Genomic DNA, 20,512 nt, shown 5'->3' with positions numbered 1-20,512 from the left:
TTAACAAGCTTTTTTTGCGGGAATTTTATCTACTCTTCTTTGATGACGTCCGCCTTCAAATTCAGTATTTACAAAGGTTTCCATCATTTGGGTAGCTAAGTCTTTAGAAACGAACCTGGCAGGAATACTTAAAATATTAGCATCGTTATGCTCACGGGAGAGTTTTGCGATCTCTGTATTCCAGCATAGTGCCGATCTAACACCCTGATGCTTATTAGCCGTCATATTAGCGCCATTTCCACTTCCGCAGATAATGATTCCAAGATCGGCCTTTTTATTCTCTACATCTTGCGCTACGGGGTGAACAAAATCTGGGTAATCTACACTGTCTTCAGCATTAGTTCCATAATTAGTTACCGTATGCCCCATAGATTCAAGCTTTTCCTGGATCATTTGCTTATAATCTGTACCCGCATGATCATTTCCAATTGATATTTTCATAGTTATGTTGTTTGGGACAAAGTTAAAAAACACTCAGTTAACCTGTCTATTTTTCATTGTTAATTACTTTACTGAATATCTTAATATTCAGCATTTTAAATTTGACAAGTAATTGTGGAAAACATACCGTCAAATACTTAAAAATAAATTTGTTTCTTAAGAATATAATAACAATACAAGCAACAGGTTGAATAAATCAAATTATAACTCATGAATTTTTTAGATAGTTATGAGCACTTAAAAACATGTTGTTGACAATTGTTAATAATGAACTTATCAATAAAAATTCTTAAATCTATCTAATCGATATTTGTTAAGTAAATCTTAAAAAGCCTAGAATATCAATTACTTAAGAATTCACAGCTATGTTGATAAACTGTTATCAAAAACTTACAAGTGAAATTCAATACATTATTAGTAAAAATTGTGCTACAAATTAACACGCCATCATATACCGCATTTAAATTTTTATAAAAAGAAGAAATAAATAATATAATATATAATGTTTATAACTAAAGCTGATTAAACGATTCTGAGATTAGAAGATTTGTCATTTAGAGAATCTATTATTTGTTTTGCCTTTGAAATATCTGAAGGATGAACCATAAGACGAATTCCGCCAAATGCAAATGAAGAAAATGTGAGTAGGCCTACCAGGGTCTAGTTCTGGAAATAGTGGTGTATTCCAGCGTTATCCAGTTCTAACTTAAGAATCAAATATTCATGATGGTAGGTAAAGGTAGCCAGGCATATATAATTTTTCATATGAAAGAATTAACCTAACTAAAGATAAGTTTTATTCCTCAATAGTATAGACCATACTTGTTTGATAATTAGAATCAACTACTAGGAAAAGATTGGTTTTTTTATTGAGGGTTTTATGGATACTAGCTATAAAGAAGATAAGTCCTAATAAAAATATCAGGAAGAAAAGCGCCGAGTATTTCGTGGACTTACTAATTTTCATAATTCTATGAGATAAAATTACGGAGTTTTCTTGTAGGGAAAGTTAAATCTAAATTAAGAAATTTTTAAGAATTAAATTCGAAAAATGTTAAAATCATTAAAAAAATAATTTTTTAGAACAATTTGAAAATCAGCGTATTTGAAATATTACACTTAACAAAACTTTAAAATGAAAAAGTTTATGTGTGATATTTATAGCGTAATTTTATCGTATACTAAGTGATAATGAAGAATAAGAAGAAAACGAAAACTAAAATACAAGGCAATCTTTCCAGAAGTATCATCGATATACTTCGTAACAATTCAGGAAAAACATATAATTATAAACAAATAGCTTCCATTTTAGGAGTTAATGACGCCAGTAGTAGAAATCAGATTATAAAAAAACTAGCTCAGCTAGCTGCAAAACAAGAGATTGAAGAAGTTGAGCGAGGAAAATTTAAAATAGAAAGTAACAAGAATTATTATACCGGCGTACTGGATCTTACCACAAAGGGATATGGTTATGTAATGGTTGAGGAATTTGCAGATGATATTTTTATTGCAAATAAGGACCTGAATACTGCCTTTGATGGGGATACTGTAGAAATTTACGTTTTTAATCGCCGTAGAAGAAAGCGCTCTGAAGGTGAAATAACCAAAATTATAAAGCGAAAACGTACAGAATTTGTTGGAACACTTCAGCAGAAAAAAGATTTCGGGTTTGTGGTGATTGATGATAAATCTATGCATACCGACTTTTTTATCCCCGGCAATAAGCTTAATGGAGCTGAGAATGGAGATAAAGTGGTAGTAGAATTTGAAGAATGGCCAAAAAAAGCAGATTCTCCGTTAGGTAAAATAACCAGAGTACTTGGTACCCCCGGGGAACATCATACCGAAATTCACTCTATTCTTGCTCAATATGGTTTACCCCATGATTTTCCGGAAGAAGTTGAAGAATTTGCCAATAAGATAGATACTTCAATAAATAAAGAAGAAATAAGTAAAAGAAGGGACATGCGGGATGTTCTAACTTTTACCATTGATCCGAAAGATGCCAAAGATTTTGATGATGCTTTAAGTTTTGAGAAACTTAAAAATGGCAATTATGAGATAGGAATTCATATTGCAGATGTATCCCACTATTTGCAACCGGGCACCATTCTGGACGAAGAAGCTTATGAACGTGCTACCTCTGTTTATTTAGTAGACAGGGTGGTACCAATGTTACCAGAAATACTTTCTAACAATGCCTGTTCATTAAGACCGAAGGAAGAAAAATTTACTTTTTCAGCAGTTTTTGAAATTGATGATAATGCGACGGTTAAAAATCAGTGGTTTGGTAGAACAGTAACTTATTCAGATGAACGCTTTGCTTATGAAGAAGCTCAGCATATTCTAGAAACCGGTACAGGAACAATTCCTGATGATGTTTCTATTAGAAATCATGCGTATTCTGTTAGAGGTGCTTTGATAGAAGCCGTAGTGACCTTGAACACACTTGCTAAGAAAATGCGTACCAGAAGAATGAAGGATGGGGCGATTTCCTTTGATAAAGTTGAAGTGAAATTCAATTTAAATGAGGATAATAATCCGGTTGGGGTATTCTTTAAAACTGCGAAAGACGCAAACAAACTTATTGAAGAATTTATGCTACTTGCCAACAGAAAAGTAGCGGAGTATATAGGTAAGCAGAGTCCTAAGAAGACTTTTGTTTATAGAAATCACGATGAACCAGACGATCAGAAATTAGCTTCTTTACAAACAATTGTAGGAAGATTTGGTCATAAACTTAATCTTAAAGATAGGAGTTCTACTACCTCTTCATTGAACAAATTATTAGAAGATGTTCAGGGGCGAAAAGAGCAAAATATGGTAGATACGCTCGCTATTAGAACCATGAGTAAAGCCTATTATGGAACTGAAAGTATTGGTCATTATGGTTTAGCTTTTGACTATTATACGCATTTCACTTCGCCTATTCGTAGATATCCCGATGTAATGGTTCATAGACTACTTCAGCATTATCTTGATGGAGCAAAGTCTGCAAGTGAAGAGGAATATGAAACTAAATGTCATCATAGTAGCGAAATGGAAAATCTTGCTACCAATGCTGAAAGGGATTCTATTAAATATATGCAGGTTAAATTCATGCAGGATCATGAGAACGAGGAATTTCTTGGGGTTATTTCAGGAGTGACCGAATGGGGGATATTTGTTGAAATTGTAGAGAACAAATGTGAAGGAATGATCAGGCTAAGGGATATGAACGATGATCACTATGAGTTTAATGCTGATGAATTTTCTGTAGTTGGAAAACGAACCGGACAAACCTATACTTTGGGTGATGAAGTCTATGTAAAAGTTAAAAATGCAGATCTTATTAAAAGACATTTAGACTTTACGTTGCTGGGAAATAGGGAAGAAGTTGAAACAAATTAATTAATTAAATAGGACAACTTTAGTAATTTAGCTTTTAGGCTTTAACACTCATAATAATCATAGAAGAACAAAAAGTTTACATTTGCAAAACAACTTAACTGCATGTTACAGGACGTTTTAGCAGCTTTACCATTAGGGTTATTTCTAGCTTTTTTGTTTGGTCCGGTATTTTTTGTATTACTGGAAACCGCCGCTATAAAAGGTTTTAGGGCGGCTTTCGCTTTAGATCTGGGGGTTATACTGGCCGATGTTATTTTTATCGCCATCGCTTATTTTAGTACCACTAAACTTCTGGAACGTCTAAAGGATGATCCCGCATTATTCATTTTTGGGGGGATGATCCTAGCAACTTATGGAGTGATGAGTTTTTTACAAACTAAAAAAACTATTCATACCGAAGACGAAACACCTGAAATTCGAAAATTGGGCAAAAGCGATTATTTTGGACTCTTTGCAAAGGGTTTCCTGCTCAATTTTATCAATATAGGTGTTCTGGGCTTCTGGTTAGGAGTAATCATCGTATTTGGTCCTAAAATGGAAATGCAGACAGATAGGATCTCAGTTTTTCTACTAAGTGTGCTGGTTACCTATCTTATTGTAGATGTTATAAAAATTCTTCTTGCTAAAAAGCTTAATAGAAAACTCACACCACATAGAATTTATATAATGAAAAGAGGAATAAGTATGGTACTTGTATTATTTGGTGCTGTGCTTATATTTCAAGGATTTTTTCCAAATCAGGTGAATGAAATTAAAGATCAGATAGAGGAGATCACTCCCAGTGATTCTTTAATTGGAAAACTGGAAAATTTAGGAAATTCTGAAAATAATGAATAAAAAAAGCTTCCCGGTTAAAGGAAGCTTTGTTGAGGCATCGAGCGGATTCGAACCGCTGTACAAGGTTTTGCAGACCTCTGCCTAGCCACTCGGCCACGATGCCCTGTAAAGGGTTGGCAAATGTAATAAAAATTTTAAGTTTCAAAACTAAAATCTACCTTGATTTCTTTCGGCTTACCGTGACCATGGCAACATTTCCACCAATTGGTGGATTAATTTTAGAAACATCCACCTTAGCTTTCTGAACCATAATGAGTTCGTTCATAACACGATTCAAAATTCTTTCAGCAACGGTTTCGAGCAATTTAGATCTTATCGCCATTTCTTCTTTGACGATCTTATTTAAATGAACATAATCTACGGTATCGCTTAATTTATCTGTTTTAGCTGAATTAGACAGATCACCATGAACTTTAAGATCTACGCGGTATTCACTGCCAATTTTACCCTCTTCATCAAGACATCCGTGATAAGAAAATACCTTGATATTTTTAAGTTTTATTACTCCCACAAATTATTTTTTACAAAGATAAACGCTCAAGAATTGTTTTTGGTTATTGAATAAGTTTTTCTCCAATCATTCCTATTAGAAATCCCAAATTCGCCCCTAAGGCCGGTAACCAGGATTTTTTAAGCTTCACATTTGGAGCGATATCCTGAAAGATAAGATATAGAATTCCGCCACTGGCGAATACCATTAAAAATGCCGTTACCTGTGGTAGATCTTTCAGAAATAAGTATCCGATGATCGCCCCTAAAATCCCGGAAAAGCTTAAAAAGAATAATATAATCAGACTTTTTTTATCACTTAAACCATTGCTCTTTAGATCCTGAAAAGAATTAAAGGATTCCGGAAGGTTTTGGAGACCGATAAAAATAGCCAATAGAATTCCAGTTTTAGGATCGGTTGCAAAGATGGCGCCCAGGGCAATAGCTTCAGGAATAAAATCTAAAAGCATAGCCAAAAGTTGTGATAAGGTATTTCCCGATTTTTGAAGTTTTCTATCAATAAAAAAGACGCTGAATGCTCCGGTAATGAATGCCAGCATTAATATTGGAAGATTAAGTTTTTCCATTCCACGTGGAACAAGGACCAAAGCAATAGCTGCTACCAGAATGCCTCCGCCAAAAGCGGTAATAAAATGGAATAATTCCGCTTTACTGTTGTCAGTTTTAAATCCGCCTCCATAGAATTTGGAAAGAAGACCACCAATAAACACTGTAATTCCTGAAAATGCGGAGTATAAGATGATTTTATAAATGTCCTCCATGTTTATATTAAGGTTAATATTCCGAAGTTATTGAATTTTACTGATACTAATAGGCCTAAGCTGTCTGTATCGATTTAAATTTTGATAAATTTGCCTTTTATTTTAAACAGTTATGAACGAAGAAAAAAAGTCGCTCAATTTTATCGAGCAAATCATTGAAGAGGATCTAAGCAATAATTATAAAAAGGAGGATCTGAAATTCCGTTTTCCACCGGAACCTAATGGATATCTTCATATTGGGCACGCTTCTTCAATTTGTCTGAATTTTAGGCTAGGGGAGCGCTATAATGCTCCGGTAAACCTTCGTTTTGATGATACAAATCCTGCAAAAGAAGAGCAGGAGTATGTTGATGCCATAAAGAAGGATATTGAGTGGCTGGGATTTAAATGGGCAGAAGAATGTTATGCTTCAGATTATTTTCAACAGCTTTATGACTGGGCGGTAGAAATGATCAAAAATGGAGATGCTTATGTAGACAGCCAGACTTCAGAAGAAATCGCGGAACAAAAAGGAACTCCAACACAGCCTGGACAAGCAAGTCCATTTAGAAATCGTTCCGTAGAAGAAAATCTTGATCTTTTTGAAAAGATGAAGAATGGCGAAACACCTGAAAAAGGGGATGTTTTAAGGGCTAAAATAAGCATGGGTGCAGGCAATATGCTTATGAGGGATCCTGTTATGTATAGATGTCTTCATAAAAGTCATCATCGTACGGGTGATAACTGGAAAATTTATCCAATGTATGACTGGGCTCATGGCGAAAGTGATTTTATTGAACATGTGTCACACTCATTCTGCACCCTGGAATTCTTACCCCACCGTGAACTTTATAACTGGTTTATTAAAAAAGTAAGTAAACCCGGCGAATTTGAGCCTAAACAGCGAGAATTTGCTCGTCGTAATTTAAGTCATACCATTGTTAGTAAAAGAAAATTACTTCAACTGGTAGAAAAGGGATTTGTAGATTCATGGGATGACCCTAGAATGCCTACTATTTCCGGTTTAAGAAGAAGAGGTTATACTGCGGAATCTATTAGAAAATTTGCTGATTCTATTGGAGTTGGGAAGAGAGAAAATTTAATTGATGTTTCTCATCTTGAATTCTGCGCCAGGGAAGATTTAAATAAAATAGCTCCACGTGTGATGGGGGTGTTAGATCCTGTAAAACTTGTGATCACTAATTATCCTGAAGGAGAAGAGGAGTGGTTAGATGCTGAAAATAATCCTGAAGACGAAACTGCAGGTAGTAGAAAAGTGCCATTTTCACGAGAATTATATATTGAAAAAGAGGATTTTAAGGAAAGTGCGAACAGAAAGTTTTTCAGATTAACCCTGGGAAAAGAGGTTCGACTGAAAAATGCCTATATCATTAAAGGAGAAGATGTGGTGAAGGATACAGAAGGTAATATTACTGAAATTCATTGTACGTACGATCTCAAAAGTAAGAGTGGAAGCGGTACTGAAGAATCTTTGAGAAAAGTGAAAGGGACATTGCACTGGGTATCTGTAAAGCATGCTATTGAAGCTGAAATCAGGCTTTATGATAGGCTTTTTACTGAAGAAATGCCTGATGGTATAAAAGACCGGGATTACCTTGATTTCGTAAATCCTGAATCTTTGAAAATAGTTACCGGCTATTTAGAACCAGGCCTAAAAGACGCCAAAGAACAGGATAAAGTCCAGTTTCAGCGTATAGGTTATTTTTGTGTAGATAGAGATTCTACGGCTGCAAGACCTATTTTTAATAGAACCGTTAGCTTGCGCGATTCCTGGGCTAAGATCAAGAATTAGTAAGTTTTCTAAATTTTTTAAGAATACTTTAGCATTGATTTTTTAACATATTAACCGGTTATTAACAGCCAAAGGTGCTGGCTTCTGTTATCTTTGGAGGAATAATAACTTAAAATTCAAAAACTTATGGCAAATACAGGAAATACCCTTTTAGCGTTAATTACAGGTGCAGCAATAGGAGCTGGTGTAGGATTACTATATGCTCCGGATAGCGGTGATAAAACACGTAAAAAGCTTAAAAAGGACGCTCAAAAAGCTCAGGATAACATAAACAAACGTTATCATGAAACCAGTTCTAATTTAACTGATAAAGCTAAAAAGGCCAGGGTAGATTTTGAACAACGACTTGAAGAAACGCTTTCTTCAGCCAGCCATAAAGCAGATGATATTTTATCTGCAATGGAGACGAAACTTGAGGAATTAAGAAAACAAAATGCTAAATTGCAAAAAGATAAATCAGGCAAGTCTGCTGGAAATTCACCAGACAAAGCTGTAGTATAATCTTTATATGGCATTTGAAAAACTATCTGACAGTATTCATGATTTAAATAATAATATTCAGACTTACATTCAAAGTAATTCTGAATTTTATAAACTTAGGGCCTTTAGGCAGGGGATGAAGGGAGCAACTGCTCTTGTACGTTTCCTAATTATGGGCTTTCTATTGAGTGTTGCTGGAATAATGCTTTCTTTTGCCTTAGCTATTGTAATAAGCCAGGCTATTGGTATCCCGAGTTCGGGTTATTTTATTGTCGGAGGATTCTATATAATTGTTTTTATTTTGATTTTTATCTTCGGAAAAGAACCAATTGAAAAACTTGTTCTTAAGAAATTTTCTAAATCAGTTTTTAACGAAAAAGAATAGTAATGAGAATATATTCATCTTTTGAAGAAATTGATAAGGATCTTAAGATTTTAAAGTTACAGACTGAAATCGATAAAGAGGAAATCAAGCTTAGTTTAGATCAAACTAAGGAACATCTATCTCCCAAATCCCTTTTAGGCAGTAGCGTAGGCTCTCTGATCCATAAATTACTTGCTATAAAAGCAGTATCCAAGATCATGGGAGTAAAGAATACCGAAAGAAATTATATAAAAGATTAAATTCTTTAAAACAAATATTGGAAAAGCCTCCACTCGGAGGCTTTTTTTATTAGGAAAATTCTGCTAACATTGAAGAAGTTTTATTCCTTTCCACGATCCTGTTTTTTCTTTTCATCGTCTGCCTTTTTACGATTTTGTTCTTTCATCGCTTCACCTATCTGGTTAGAAGCTGAAAATGAAGCAACCATATTATTAAGCATTTCACTACCCGCTTGCGGTGAGTTAGGAAGCAATATTAAATTACTATTAGTTTCCTCTCCAATTGCCTGTAAAGTATCATAATGCTGAGTAACTACGATTAATGCTGAAGCTTCCTGAGAATTAATTCCAACATTATTAAGAACATCCACACTTTCTTCAAGTCCCCTCGCTATTTCTCTTCTTTGATCTGCAATACCCTGACCTTGTAATCGCTTACTTTCAGCTTCAGCTCTTGCTTTGGCCACAATTCGTATTCGTTCTGCCTCGCCATCATATTCTGCAGCTACTTTTTCTCTTTCGGCGGCATTAATGCGGTTCATTGCTGCTTTTACCTTTACATCAGGATCTATATCGGTCACCAGGGTTCTAATAATATCATATCCGTAATCACCCATGGCTTCATTCAATTCCCGGTTTACAGCAATAGCTATATCATCTTTCCGCTCAAAAACATCATCTAGCTTCATTTTAGGCACTTCTGCACGTACTACATCAAATACATAAGAAGTTATCTGGTCGTGCGGACTTTCTAGCTTGTAGAACGCATCATATACATTATCCTGCCGAACCTGAAACTGTACAGAGATTTTTAGTTTTACAAAAACATTATCTTTGGTTTTTGTTTCAACCATCACATCAAGCTGCTGTACCTTTAAGTTAATTCTACCTGCAACCTGATCTATCAAGGGAATTTTTAATTGAAGACCGGAACTTCTAATACTTGTAAATTTTCCGAATCTCTCTACAACAGCAGAGGTTTGCTGCTTTACAATGAAAATTCCGGAGAAAATAATCAATATTAGAAAAACTCCCAGAATGGGTATTAAAACTAAATTAAGCACGTAATAACTATTAAATTAAGAATGCTTCAATTTAAGAATAAAAGCTTGAATCCTTATAAAATAAAAAAACCGACCTCTTGATTGGAAGAAGTCGGTTTTAAAATATTTCGGAAACACCTTTATTTTAAGGTATCTACAGCTTTTTGAATACGTTTTAGAGTGGCTTCCTTTCCTATGAATTCAGCTATTTTATAAAGATCCGGCCCCTGTAACGCTCCAACCAGAGCAATTCTCAATGGCATCATTACTTTTCCAAAACCTATTTCTTTACTCTTTATCCAGCCTTTAACTGTTTCCTGTAAATGTTCAGCTTCAAAATTATCTATAGACTTTAGATATTCATTCAGTTCTGTCATAAGTTCACTAGTTCCTTCTTTCCAGGCCTTTTTTGAATCTTTTGGATCAAATGAAGTAGGAGCAATAAAGAAAAAATATCCCTGATCCCAGAAATCTTCCACAAAAACAACTCTTTCCTTGATTAAAGCAACCACTTCAGATATATATATTTTATCAGCTTCAATCTCTTTCTTTTCAAGACGCTTTTCAAATTCATCTGCCAGAAATTCGTTATCAGCTAATTGAATATAATGCTGTTGAAACCATTTTGTTTTTTCAGGATCAAATTTAGCGCCTCCTTTATGAACTCTTTCCAGTTCAAAAGCTTTCGTCAAATCCTCTAATCCGAAGAATTCCTCTTCTGTACCAGGGTTCCATCCTAAAAAAGCCAGCATATTCACCACCGCTTCTGGAAAATAACCTTCTTCTTTATATCCCGCAGAAATATCTCCAGATTCTGGATCTTTCCATTCTAAAGGAAATACCGGGAATCCCATTTTTTCCCCATCTCTTTTACTTAATTTTCCTTTACCCTGAGGTTTTAAAATAAGTGGAAGGTGGGCAAATTGGGGAGCATTCCATCCAAAAGCTCTATAGAGCATATAATGTAAGGCTAGGGAAGGCAGCCATTCTTCACCACGAATAACATGGGTGATCTCCATTAAGTGATCATCTACGATATTTGCCAGGTGATAGGTAGGCATCCCGTCGCTTTTAAAAAGCACTTTGTCGTCAAGAATATTGGTATCTATTTCCATATCTCCGCGAATCACATCTTTTAAATGTAAAGTTTCATCCTGGGGAGATTTAAAACGGATCACATAGTCTTCTTCACCATCTAATTTTTCCTGAACTTCTTCTTGAGAAAGAGAAAGCGAATTTTTCAGTTTCTGGCGATTATGCCAGTTATAGATAAATGTTTTTCCTTTTTCCTCATGATCTTTTCTATGCCCGTCAAGTTCATCTGAAGTATCAAAAGCATAATATGCATTTCCAGATTTTATCAGTTTCTCGGCATATTCACGATATTGGTCTTTACGCTCACTTTGTCTATACGGTCCAAATCCTTTTTCTTTACCAGGGCCTTCGTCATAAGGGATTCCGCACCAATTTAGGGCTTCTATAATATAATCTTCAGCTCCTTCTACATAGCGGTTTTGATCTGTATCTTCAATTCTTAATACAAAATCACCACCGTGTTTTTTAGCGAATAAATAATTATATAAGGCTGTTCTTACACCACCTATATGTAATGGACCGGTGGGGCTGGGAGCAAATCTTACTCTTACTTTAGAAGACATATTTTCTTGATTTTTGCTGGCAAAGATACAACCTTATTCAACCAATCCTAAACACTGGGGCAGGCATCCTGAATAAGATCTAATTTTATTGTATTTTTAAGAAAAGATTGCCGTTACATGGAGAATTTTGAGCTGGTGCAGCATAAACTGGAAGCTTTTATAAAAAAGTATTATTTCAACTTAATACTCAAGGGAAGTTTATTGTTTGTAGGTATTGGCCTTCTCTACTTCTTACTTATGGTTAGTCTGGAATATTTTCTCTGGCTTTCCACTACTTGGAGAACCATTTTATTCTGGCTATTTATCTTCGTTGAAATTAGCCTCCTTTATAAATTTGTAGGTCTTCCATTAATTAAGCTACTGAAAATTTCAGAAGGAATTAATGAATTTCAAGCTTCAGAAATTATAGGAAATCACTTTCCCGAAGTCAATGATAAGCTTAAAAATTTACTTCAGTTAAGAAAAAATTCTGAGCAGTCAGATCTCTTACTGGCAAGTATAAATCAAAGATCAAAAGAGCTCACTCCAATTCCATTTACACGGGCTATAGATATAAAGAAAAATAGGAAATATTTAAGCTATGTTATTTTTCCATTCCTCATAATAATAGGCCTCATCGTTGCCGGTAAAGCTAACGTGATCACCAATGGCTTTACCAGAATTTCAGATTATAATAAGGTATATCTTAAGCCTGCACCTTTCCATTTTATTATTCAGAATAGTAAATTAACGGCTAGGCAAGGGGAGGACTTTAAACTTCAAATTAAAACGGTAGGAGAGTATAATCCTGAGATTGTATCACTGATCTCTAATGGGAATGAAAATTTTATGAAGCAAACCGCTCCAGGGTTTTTTGAATATTCATTTACAAATCTCAATAATGATCTCGAATTTCAGTTATATGCAAATGAAGTCTCTTCAGAGAATTATTTATTGGATGTTATTGAAGTTCCAAAATTATTGAATTTTGAAATGCAATTAGACTATCCTGCCTATACCGGTTTAAATGACGAAAAACTATCAGGTACCGGTAATATTACCATTCCTGAAGGTACACAGGTACGTTGGAATTTAAGTACTCGAAACGTTAATACCATTAATTTCAAATTACCCGATACTCTTATTCAGGTTAAGACTATAGAGAATACGGCAAATTACACCAAAACAATAACTTCAAACCTTGAATATTCGGTGAGCACATCAAATAAACTGATCAAAAATTATGAGAATCTCGATTATGTAGTGAAAGTTATTAAGGATCAATATCCAGAGATAACTGTAGTGAGGGAAATTGATTCATTAAATACTGATATTCAGTATTTTAAAGGAGATGTGTCAGATGATTACGGGTTAAGTCGATTAGAGCTGGTTTATTTCTCCGAAGAGAATGAGAAGGATCCTGCAAAGCTAAATATTCCTGTATCTAAGGAGAGTTTTGATGAGTTTCATTTTAGTTTTCCGGGAAACATACCACTTGAAAGTGGCAAGAGCTATACTTACTATTTCAGAATTTATGATAATGATGCAGTTAATGGTGCAAAATCTGCGCGATCAGAAATATTTTCCTACCGAAAAAAGACGGATCGGGAAATGAAGGATGAGAAATTGAAAGAACAAAATGACGCCATAAAGAATATCGGGAGCAGGTTGGAAGAATTCGAAAAATCTGAAGATGAATTGGAGGAAATTTCCAGACTAGAAAAGGAAAAGGAATCTCTGAACTATAACGAAAGAAAGAAACTGGAGGAATTCTTAAAGCGCCAAAAGAAGCAAAATGAAATGATGAAAAATTATTCTGAAAAGCTTGAAAAAAGTTTAGAGCAGAATGAGAATGAAGAAAATTCGTCCATGGAAAAAGAGCTTAGTAAACGTTTAGAAAACAACCAAAAAAGATTAGAACAAAATGAAGCTTTATTAGAGGAGCTCGAAAAGTACTCCGAAAAGATCCAGAAAGAAGACCTGGGGAAAAAGCTTGAAAACTTATCAAAACAGAATAAAAGTAATCAGCGCAATTTAGAGCAATTGTTAGAGCTGACTAAGAGATATTATGTGGAAGAAAAAAAGCAAAAGTTAGCCAGGGATCTGGAAGATATTTCAGAAGAACAGGAAAAAATTTCAAATAGTGAAGAGGAGAATACTCCGGAAAGACAGGAAGAATTAAATGAAGACTTTGAGGATTTTCAAGAAGATATGGATGGTCTTGAAAAGGAGAATGAAGCTTTAAAAGAACCTCAGGATTTGGATAGGGAAGGGGAGGATGAAGAGAGTATTAAGAAAGATCAGGAAGATGCAAAAGAACAGCTGGAGCAGAATAATAAATCTGGTGCGAAACAGAAGCAAAAGGACGCTGCCAAAAAAATGAAGGAAATGAGTCAGCAAATGCAACAATCTTCCGCTATGCAAGGTCAGGAGCAATTAGAGGCAGATACGGAAATGTTGAGACAGATCCTGGATAATCTTATCGTTTTTTCGTTTGAACAGGAGGACCTATTGAATTCCTTTAAAAGTATTCAACAAAGCAATCCTAACTATGCTAGCAAACTCAAGGAACAAAGTAATTTGAGAGAAAATTTTAGACATGTAGATGATAGTTTATATGTATTGGCTATGCGGAATCCAATGATTAATGAGGTGATCACAGATAAGTTGATAGATGTAGAATTTGATATTGAAAAATCTATTGAACGTCTTTCTGAGAATGAAATTTCCCAGGGAACCGCAAGCCAGCAGTATGTGGTGACCGGAGCAAACGATCTTGCAAACTTACTGGATCAAATTTTGGGTTCGATGCAGCAAATGATGTCGAATCCGCAAATTGGAGAAGGGGAAGGTGATAATGAATTTCAACTGCAGGATATTATTAAAAAGCAGAAGAAGTTGATGGAGCAAATGAAACAAGGTACTGAGGATAATCCAAAACCAGGACAAGAGGGTGAGAAAAATCCTGGCGAAGGCGAAACACAAAGTGGTGAATTGTACGAGATCTATAAAGAGCAGCAAATGTTGAGAATGCAGATGGAGGAAGTAATGGAAAAAAATGGTGCAAAGCCGGGTAAGGATCCTGCTGATGAAATGCAGAAGATTGAAGAACAATTATTAGATAAAGGTTTTGATCCTGAAACCTTGAAAAGAATGCAGCAATTGGAATATGAATTAATGAAGTTTGAAGAGGCATTTAAATTGCAGGGAACAGACGAAAAAAGAAAGTCTGAATCCAATAGAATTAACTACGAAAACAGTCTTCAGAATCAGATAAATAGCGCAAAAGAATATTTCAATTCTACTGAAATTTTAAATAGACAAATCTTACCTTTGCACCAAATTTACAGAGAGAAAGTAAAGGATTATTTTGGAAAAGGGAGAGATTAATTTTTTTAGTGAAAACGACTTTGTTCTTAATAGAGAACAGGATTACCGCAATTGGATAGAAAAAGCTATCGAATCTGAAAATAAATATATTGGTGACATCAGTTTTATTTTCTGCGATGATGAGTATCTCCATAAAATTAATCTTGAATATCTGGCTCACGATACGTATACCGACATTATTAGTTTTGATAACACCCTTGGGAATACCTTGCAAGGCGATATATATATAAGTACAGAAAGAGTTCAGGAGAATGCTAATAGTTTTAATACTGAATTTGATGAGGAATTAAAGCGGGTTTTAATTCACGGAATTCTACATTTCTGCGGTTTTAAAGATAAAACTGAAAGGGAGCAGGAATTGATGCGACGTAAAGAAGAAGAAAAAATAGCATTGTTCCACGTGGAACAATAGATAAAATTTAAATTAGGATATGTTCGAAAAGCAGTATGATGTTATTGTAGTTGGAGCTGGGCATGCCGGAAGTGAAGCCGCTGCTGCTGCTGCAAATATGGGTAGCAAAACCCTTCTTATCACCATGAATCTTCAAAATATTGCTCAAATGAGTTGTAATCCTGCCATGGGTGGTATTGCAAAAGGGCAAATAGTTAGGGAGATTGATGCGATGGGCGGTTATAGTGGTATTGTTAGCGATACCAGCGCTATCCAGTTCAAAATGCTGAATAAATCTAAAGGACCTGCAATGTGGAGTCCAAGAGTGCAAAGTGATAGAATGAGGTTTGCAGAAGATTGGAGGTTGAAATTGGAGGGGACCCCGAATCTTGATTTTTATCAAGAGATGGTTGCGGGACTTATTATTGAAAATGATAAAGTAATTGGAGTGAGAACTTCTTTAGGTTTAGAAGTTTTTGCTAAAAGTGTGGTTTGTACGAACGGTACTTTTTTAAACGGGCTTATTCATATTGGTGATAAACAATTTGGTGGGGGTAGAGCTGGTGAAAGAGCTGCAACTGGAATAACAAAAGATCTAATTGAGGTAGGTTTTGAAGCTGGTAGAATGAAAACAGGAACACCTCCTCGAGTGGATGGAAGATCCTTAGACTATTCAAAAATGACAGAGCAGCCGGGGGATGATATTCCTGGTAAATTTTCATATTCAGATGAAACTAAACCGCTTTCCAAACAACGTTCCTGTCATATGACTTACACCTCTAATGAGGTGCATGATATTTTAAAAGAAGGTTTTGATAGGTCGCCAATGTTTAATGGAAGAATTCAAAGTATTGGACCTAGATATTGCCCTTCTATTGAAGATAAGATTAATCGTTTTGCAGATAAAGACAGGCATCAACTATTTGTAGAACCGGAAGGCTGGAATACGGTAGAGGTTTATGTAAATGGTTTTTCAACTTCGCTGCCGGAAGATGTTCAGTTTAAAGCTTTACGTTCTGTTGCAGGTTTTGAAAATGTGAAATTTTTCCGTCCCGGTTATGCAATAGAATACGATTATTTTCCGCCTACACAGTTAAAGCATACCCTGGAAACAAAACTTGTGGAAGGTCTATATTTCGCTGGACAGATAAACGGTACCACTGGATATGAAGAAGCGGCTTGCCAGGGAATGATGGCTGGTATAAATGCGGCGCTAAAAGTCCAGGAAAAGGATGAGTTTATCCTTAAAAGAAATGAAGCTTATATTGGTGTTTTAATTGATGATCTAATTACGAAAGGCACCGAAGAGCCATATAGAATGTTTACTAGCCGTGCTGAATATCGTACACTTTTAAGGCAGGATAATGCCGATTTTAGATTGACTGAAAGATCTTATAATTTAGGTTTAGCGTCTGAGAAGCGTATGAGAAAGATGGAGGAGAAAAAGGATAAGTCTCTTAAGTTTGTACAATACCTGAAAGATTTAAGTGTAGTTCCTGAAGAAGCTAATCCCGTTTTGGAGAAAAGGAATTCTTCTCCCATGAAACAAAGCGATAAAGTATTTAAAGTTTTTTCCAGACCCCAAATCACTATGGAGGATGTGAAAAATTTTAGCGGCGTTGAAGAATTTATCTCAGAAAATGAACTCAATGAAGAGATGATCGAGCAAACCGAAATACAAGTGAAGTATTCCGGTTATATTGAGAAGGAGAAGAATAATGCTGATAAGCTGAATCGTCTGGAGGATATGAAAATTCCGAAGAATTTTGATTACTCTAATATCAAATCAATGTCTTACGAGGCTCGCGAAAAATTGAAGAAAGTGCAACCTGCTACGGTTTCACAGGCTTCTAGAATAAGTGGGGTAAGTCCCAATGATATTTCGGTGCTACTCGTTTATATGGGTAGATAATTTTTGATGTTCCACGTGGAACAAATGAATTTTATAATTGATCACAACAGAAAATAAATACAAACCCAATACTACTCTTCAACCTAAAATGGTTTGCAAAGATCATCTGGTAAGTGGTGAGAAATTTAATATCGAGGAATACGAAAAGGGAATCTTAAAGACGCATCCCGTACCAGAAAATTTACCTAGATATTACGAAAGCGAGGATTATATTTCTCACAGCGATTCGCAGCGAAATTTTCAAGACAGGATTTACCATTTTGTAAAATCCCATATGCTTTCAAAAAAAGCTAAATGGATCTATAGATATTTTAAGCAGGGAAGTATTCTGGATTTTGGGGCAGGTACCGGAGAGTTTCTAAATGAAATGAAAAACTCTCATTGGATTGTAGACGGAATTGAGCCAAATAATACTGCTCGTAATCTGGGAGCTTTAAAAGGCTTAAATCTAAAATCTGAAATTTCAGAATTAGAGAATAAGAAATTTGATGTTATAAGTCTTTGGCACGTTCTGGAGCATATTCCAGATTTCCAAAATAAACTCTCAGAATTAAAGACCTTGCTTAAAGATGATGGCCTGTTAATAATTGCAGTTCCTAATTTCAATTCTTACGATTCTAAATACTATAATGAAAATTGGGCTGCCTGGGATGTGCCAAGACACCTTTGGCATTTCTCAAGAAACGGGATCAAAGAAAAATTTGCTGAACACGGATTTAAGTTAGTGAATGAAAAGCCTCTCAAGTTTGATGCTTATTATGTTAGCTTGTTGAGTGAAAAAAATAAACCGAAATCTTCAAATCTGTTAAATGCAATTTATAGAGGATTTCTATCAAATCAAAGGGCAAAGTCTTCGGGAGAGTATTCTTCAATCACTTATTTCTTCAAAAAAGAGTCGAAAACTTAATATAAGGCGCTCTAATGGTTTTTATTACTCTTTATAAAGAGTTGATACCGAAAAAAGTAATTTCTATCGATAGAAAGCCGTAAAAAGCCTTATTCCTAATAACAAAAATCTATTTTACATTTATTTATAATCAAAATTAATTATAAGTAATCACTTTTCTGTTTTTGTACAAAAAATACTTTTATACATTTGCGATTCAAAACGAAAAATTATGATCAGAAGATTTATTGGAATTGCAGCAGTTGCAATTATGATGGTATCGTGTAACGAGCAAAAAACAGCTTATGTAGATACTACTGTTTTAATTAAGGAATATAAAGAGATGAAAGATGTGGAAGCTGATTTCACTTCTAAATCTGATTCTGTTAGGAGTCAACTAGATTCGGCAGCAAAAGCTTTCCAGGAGGAAGTTCAGGCTTACCAGTCTCAAATGAACTCAATGTCTGAATCTCAACGTAAGGAGAAAGAACAGGAACTTATGCAAAAGCAACAAATGCTTCAGCAACAGCAACAAATGGTTGGAAACCGCTTAAGAGAGGAAAGTAACTCTGTTATGGATTCTGTAGTAACTAAAATTAAAGATTATGTAAAGGATTATGGTGAAGAAAATAACTATACATATATCTTTGGATCTAACGAAAGCGCAAACATCATGTATGCTGAAGAAGGTTTAGATATCACTCAGGATATTTTAACTGAATTAAATGAAGGTTACGGTGGAGAAGAAGCTGAATCAACCGAAGAAGAAGTAGCTGAGGAGGAGTAATTCTTTCAAAGCTTATTAAATAAAAAAAGCTTCAGATTTTTCTGAAGCTTTTTTTATTGTCTTTAATTTTAGTTTAACTCAGGATATAAACTCCCAGGATTGAAACTATAAAATAACCTGTTAATGTAAAGGCTCCTGCATAATCTTTGGCGATACGCTGTCCAAAAAGTAGCATTAACAATGTTACGCAGGCAAGAATACAGGTATATAATGCAAATAATGAATCATCATAAGCTAATAGATGTATAATGGCCGCAATAGCCAGTAGGCCGGTTATAATTTCAATAATCATTATAATGCCTACCATCAAAGGCACCATTCCCGATAATATAGTTCCCGAAAAATGTTCTTTTAGCCATCCTGTATTCCCTTTCCAGTCTGCCGCTTTGTCTATTCCAGACTGCATAAAAGTGATTAGAATAAATAAAAGGATTAAAATTTCAGTAATATTAGTTGTTAGGTTATCCATGTTTAAGCTGCTTTTTTGTGTAAAAATCTGGTTAGTTTAATAGAGAGATCGGTTAGAATTATTTTAGCGTTACCGTTTCTTTCAATATGATAAATTGCCGTTTCTAATGCCGAAGTAATTTCAGTAATATTATTTCCATGTACATATGGAGCAAAGTTTTCAAGTTTAAATTTTTCAGCTGAAGGTTCTAAATAGACCAGGCTTTTTGCTTTATAGTTAAGCAATAATGATTGACGGAAAAAATCTATACAATAGAGTAAAAAGCTTTTTTGTGTTTCACGGCCCAATGCCGCAATTTCCTCACTCCACGAAACAAGTTCCAGCACCGTAGATTTATTTCCTTTTGCTTTAAAGGCACTTCGTACCCAACTTATAAACCAGGCTTCAAACTGTTCATCGCCAGAATTCTTCCTTAAAATATGGATCGCTTTTGTATAATCTCCATTTGCCTGATGGGCGATCTTTTTAGCTATTGCAGGACTACAATTTTCCTTTTCTGCCAATGTATTTGCAATATCTGCCTCACTTAAAGGTGGAAAATATAAACTTTGACATCTGGAACGTATGGTTTGGATTATTTGTTCTTCATCTTCTGATATTAGTAGGAAAACGGTTTTATTTGGTGGCTCCTCAATTAATTTCAATAATTTATTGGCAGCTTCCATATTCATTTTTTCTGCCATCCAAATGATCATCACCTTAAATCCGCCTTCATAAGCTTTTAATGAAAGTGACTTTACAATATTCTGGGCTTCGTGAACTCCAATTTTCCCCTGTTTTTTTTCAATCCCTAAACTCTGATACCAGTCGTAAAGACTTCCGTAGGGATTAGTTTTTAGAAAGTTTCTCCATTCATCAAGAAAATGAGAAGAAATGGGCTGACTCTTTATTTTATCATTGGTAGCAACAGGGAAAGCAAAATGGAGATCTGGATGAGAATGATTGTTAAACTTAAGGTTGCAGCCCGCAGCCGTGTTAGAATCATTCTCACCACCGGTATTTTTACATAGAATATATTGAGCATAGGCGATAGCCATAGGCAGAGCACCACTTCCAGACTTTCCGGTAAAAAGTTGCGCATGCGGAATTCTATTTCTGTCGGCCGTCGTCGTCAGATGATTTTTTATGTGTGGGAGGCCAATTATATCGTTAAAAAGCATAGGCAAATATAAAATTATATAAG

General features: G+C 35.0%; 18 protein-coding genes and 1 tRNA gene. 11 read left to right on the top strand and 8 right to left on the bottom strand.

Annotation, left to right across the window (positions count from 1 at the left end):
- Window positions 1–441, bottom strand: coding sequence for a ribose 5-phosphate isomerase B (gene rpiB, locus GFO_RS15630; RefSeq protein ID WP_011711157.1), 441 nt, complete (start codon window positions 439–441; stop codon window positions 1–3).
- Window positions 442–1,632: 1,191 nt separating this feature from the next.
- Here rpiB and rnr point away from each other — a divergent pair.
- Together rnr and GFO_RS15620 are read left to right on the top strand one after the other, a co-directional pair.
- Window positions 1,633–3,831: a ribonuclease R gene (gene rnr / locus GFO_RS15625; RefSeq protein WP_011711155.1), complete on the top strand. Its 2,199-nt coding sequence runs from the start codon at window positions 1,633–1,635 to the stop codon at window positions 3,829–3,831.
- 102 nt (window positions 3,832–3,933) lie between these two features.
- Complete coding sequence (locus GFO_RS15620; RefSeq protein WP_011711154.1) at window positions 3,934–4,668, top strand: LysE family translocator; 735 nt, start codon at window positions 3,934–3,936, stop codon at window positions 4,666–4,668.
- A 32-nt stretch (window positions 4,669–4,700) separates the two neighbouring features.
- Here the strand turns inward: GFO_RS15620 and GFO_RS15615 are convergent.
- The 3 genes from GFO_RS15615 to GFO_RS15605 form a co-directional block, all read right to left on the bottom strand.
- Window positions 4,701–4,771, bottom strand: a tRNA-Cys gene (locus GFO_RS15615).
- Between the two features lie 51 nt (window positions 4,772–4,822).
- Window positions 4,823–5,179, bottom strand: a complete 357-nt coding sequence (gene folB, locus GFO_RS15610) for a dihydroneopterin aldolase (RefSeq protein WP_011711153.1) — start codon at window positions 5,177–5,179, stop codon at window positions 4,823–4,825.
- 43 nt (window positions 5,180–5,222) lie between these two features.
- A complete protein-coding gene (locus tag GFO_RS15605) occupies window positions 5,223–5,939 on the bottom strand; it encodes a ZIP family metal transporter (protein ID WP_011711152.1) in 717 nt (238 codons plus the stop codon).
- 112 nt (window positions 5,940–6,051) lie between these two features.
- Between GFO_RS15605 and GFO_RS15600 the strand changes: the two genes are divergently transcribed.
- From GFO_RS15600 to GFO_RS15585, 4 genes are all read left to right on the top strand, one after another.
- Complete coding sequence (locus GFO_RS15600; protein ID WP_011711151.1) at window positions 6,052–7,731, top strand: glutamine--tRNA ligase/YqeY domain fusion protein; 1,680 nt, start codon at window positions 6,052–6,054, stop codon at window positions 7,729–7,731.
- Between the two features lie 126 nt (window positions 7,732–7,857).
- Window positions 7,858–8,232 carry a YtxH domain-containing protein gene (locus GFO_RS15595; protein ID WP_011711150.1) on the top strand — a complete coding sequence of 125 codons (375 nt, stop codon included), beginning with the start codon at window positions 7,858–7,860 and terminating at the stop codon, window positions 8,230–8,232.
- A gap of 7 nt (window positions 8,233–8,239) precedes the next feature.
- Window positions 8,240–8,596, top strand: coding sequence for a phage holin family protein (locus tag GFO_RS15590; protein ID WP_011711149.1), 357 nt, complete (start codon window positions 8,240–8,242; stop codon window positions 8,594–8,596).
- Between the two features lie 2 nt (window positions 8,597–8,598).
- A complete protein-coding gene (locus GFO_RS15585) occupies window positions 8,599–8,835 on the top strand; it encodes a DUF6327 family protein (protein ID WP_011711148.1) in 237 nt (78 codons plus the stop codon).
- An 80-nt stretch (window positions 8,836–8,915) separates the two neighbouring features.
- Here GFO_RS15585 and GFO_RS15580 read toward each other — a convergent pair whose 3' ends face one another.
- Window positions 8,916–9,878 (bottom strand): SPFH domain-containing protein, encoded by a 963-nt coding sequence (locus GFO_RS15580; RefSeq protein WP_011711147.1) that lies wholly within the window; start codon window positions 9,876–9,878, stop codon window positions 8,916–8,918.
- Window positions 9,879–9,997: 119 nt separating this feature from the next.
- Window positions 9,998–11,515 carry a glutamate--tRNA ligase gene (gltX, locus tag GFO_RS15575; protein ID WP_011711146.1) on the bottom strand — a complete coding sequence of 506 codons (1,518 nt, stop codon included), beginning with the start codon at window positions 11,513–11,515 and terminating at the stop codon, window positions 9,998–10,000.
- A gap of 117 nt (window positions 11,516–11,632) precedes the next feature.
- Here gltX and GFO_RS15570 point away from each other — a divergent pair, with 117 nt between their 5' ends.
- The 5 genes from GFO_RS15570 (at window position 11,633) to GFO_RS15550 (ending at window position 18,860) form a co-directional block, all read left to right on the top strand.
- Window positions 11,633–14,884 (top strand): DUF4175 family protein, encoded by a 3,252-nt coding sequence (locus GFO_RS15570; protein WP_011711145.1) that lies wholly within the window; start codon window positions 11,633–11,635, stop codon window positions 14,882–14,884.
- Window positions 14,865–15,296, top strand: a complete 432-nt coding sequence (gene ybeY, locus GFO_RS15565) for an rRNA maturation RNase YbeY (RefSeq protein ID WP_011711144.1) — start codon at window positions 14,865–14,867, stop codon at window positions 15,294–15,296. Before GFO_RS15570 ends, ybeY begins: the two co-directional genes overlap by 20 nt.
- Window positions 15,297–15,315: 19 nt before the next feature.
- Complete coding sequence (gene mnmG / locus GFO_RS15560) at window positions 15,316–17,187, top strand: tRNA uridine-5-carboxymethylaminomethyl(34) synthesis enzyme MnmG (protein ID WP_011711143.1); 1,872 nt, start codon at window positions 15,316–15,318, stop codon at window positions 17,185–17,187.
- Window positions 17,188–17,224: 37 nt separating this feature from the next.
- Window positions 17,225–18,094 carry a class I SAM-dependent methyltransferase gene (locus GFO_RS15555; RefSeq protein ID WP_011711142.1) on the top strand — a complete coding sequence of 290 codons (870 nt, stop codon included), beginning with the start codon at window positions 17,225–17,227 and terminating at the stop codon, window positions 18,092–18,094.
- A gap of 211 nt (window positions 18,095–18,305) precedes the next feature.
- Window positions 18,306–18,860, top strand: a complete 555-nt coding sequence (locus GFO_RS15550) for an OmpH/Skp family outer membrane protein (protein WP_011711141.1) — start codon at window positions 18,306–18,308, stop codon at window positions 18,858–18,860.
- 73 nt (window positions 18,861–18,933) lie between these two features.
- Here GFO_RS15550 and GFO_RS15545 read toward each other — a convergent pair whose 3' ends face one another.
- Both GFO_RS15545 and GFO_RS15540 read right to left on the bottom strand, forming a co-directional pair.
- Complete coding sequence (locus GFO_RS15545) at window positions 18,934–19,329, bottom strand: hypothetical protein (RefSeq protein ID WP_011711140.1); 396 nt, start codon at window positions 19,327–19,329, stop codon at window positions 18,934–18,936.
- 2 nt (window positions 19,330–19,331) lie between these two features.
- Window positions 19,332–20,489, bottom strand: a complete 1,158-nt coding sequence (locus GFO_RS15540; protein WP_011711139.1) for a DNA polymerase III subunit — start codon at window positions 20,487–20,489, stop codon at window positions 19,332–19,334.
- Window positions 20,490–20,512: the final 23 nt, after the last annotated feature.

It is taken from the genome of Christiangramia forsetii KT0803, assembly GCF_000060345.1.
GTDB lineage: Bacteria > Bacteroidota > Bacteroidia > Flavobacteriales > Flavobacteriaceae > Christiangramia > Christiangramia forsetii.
This window is presented reverse-complemented; position numbering and strand designations above follow the sequence as displayed.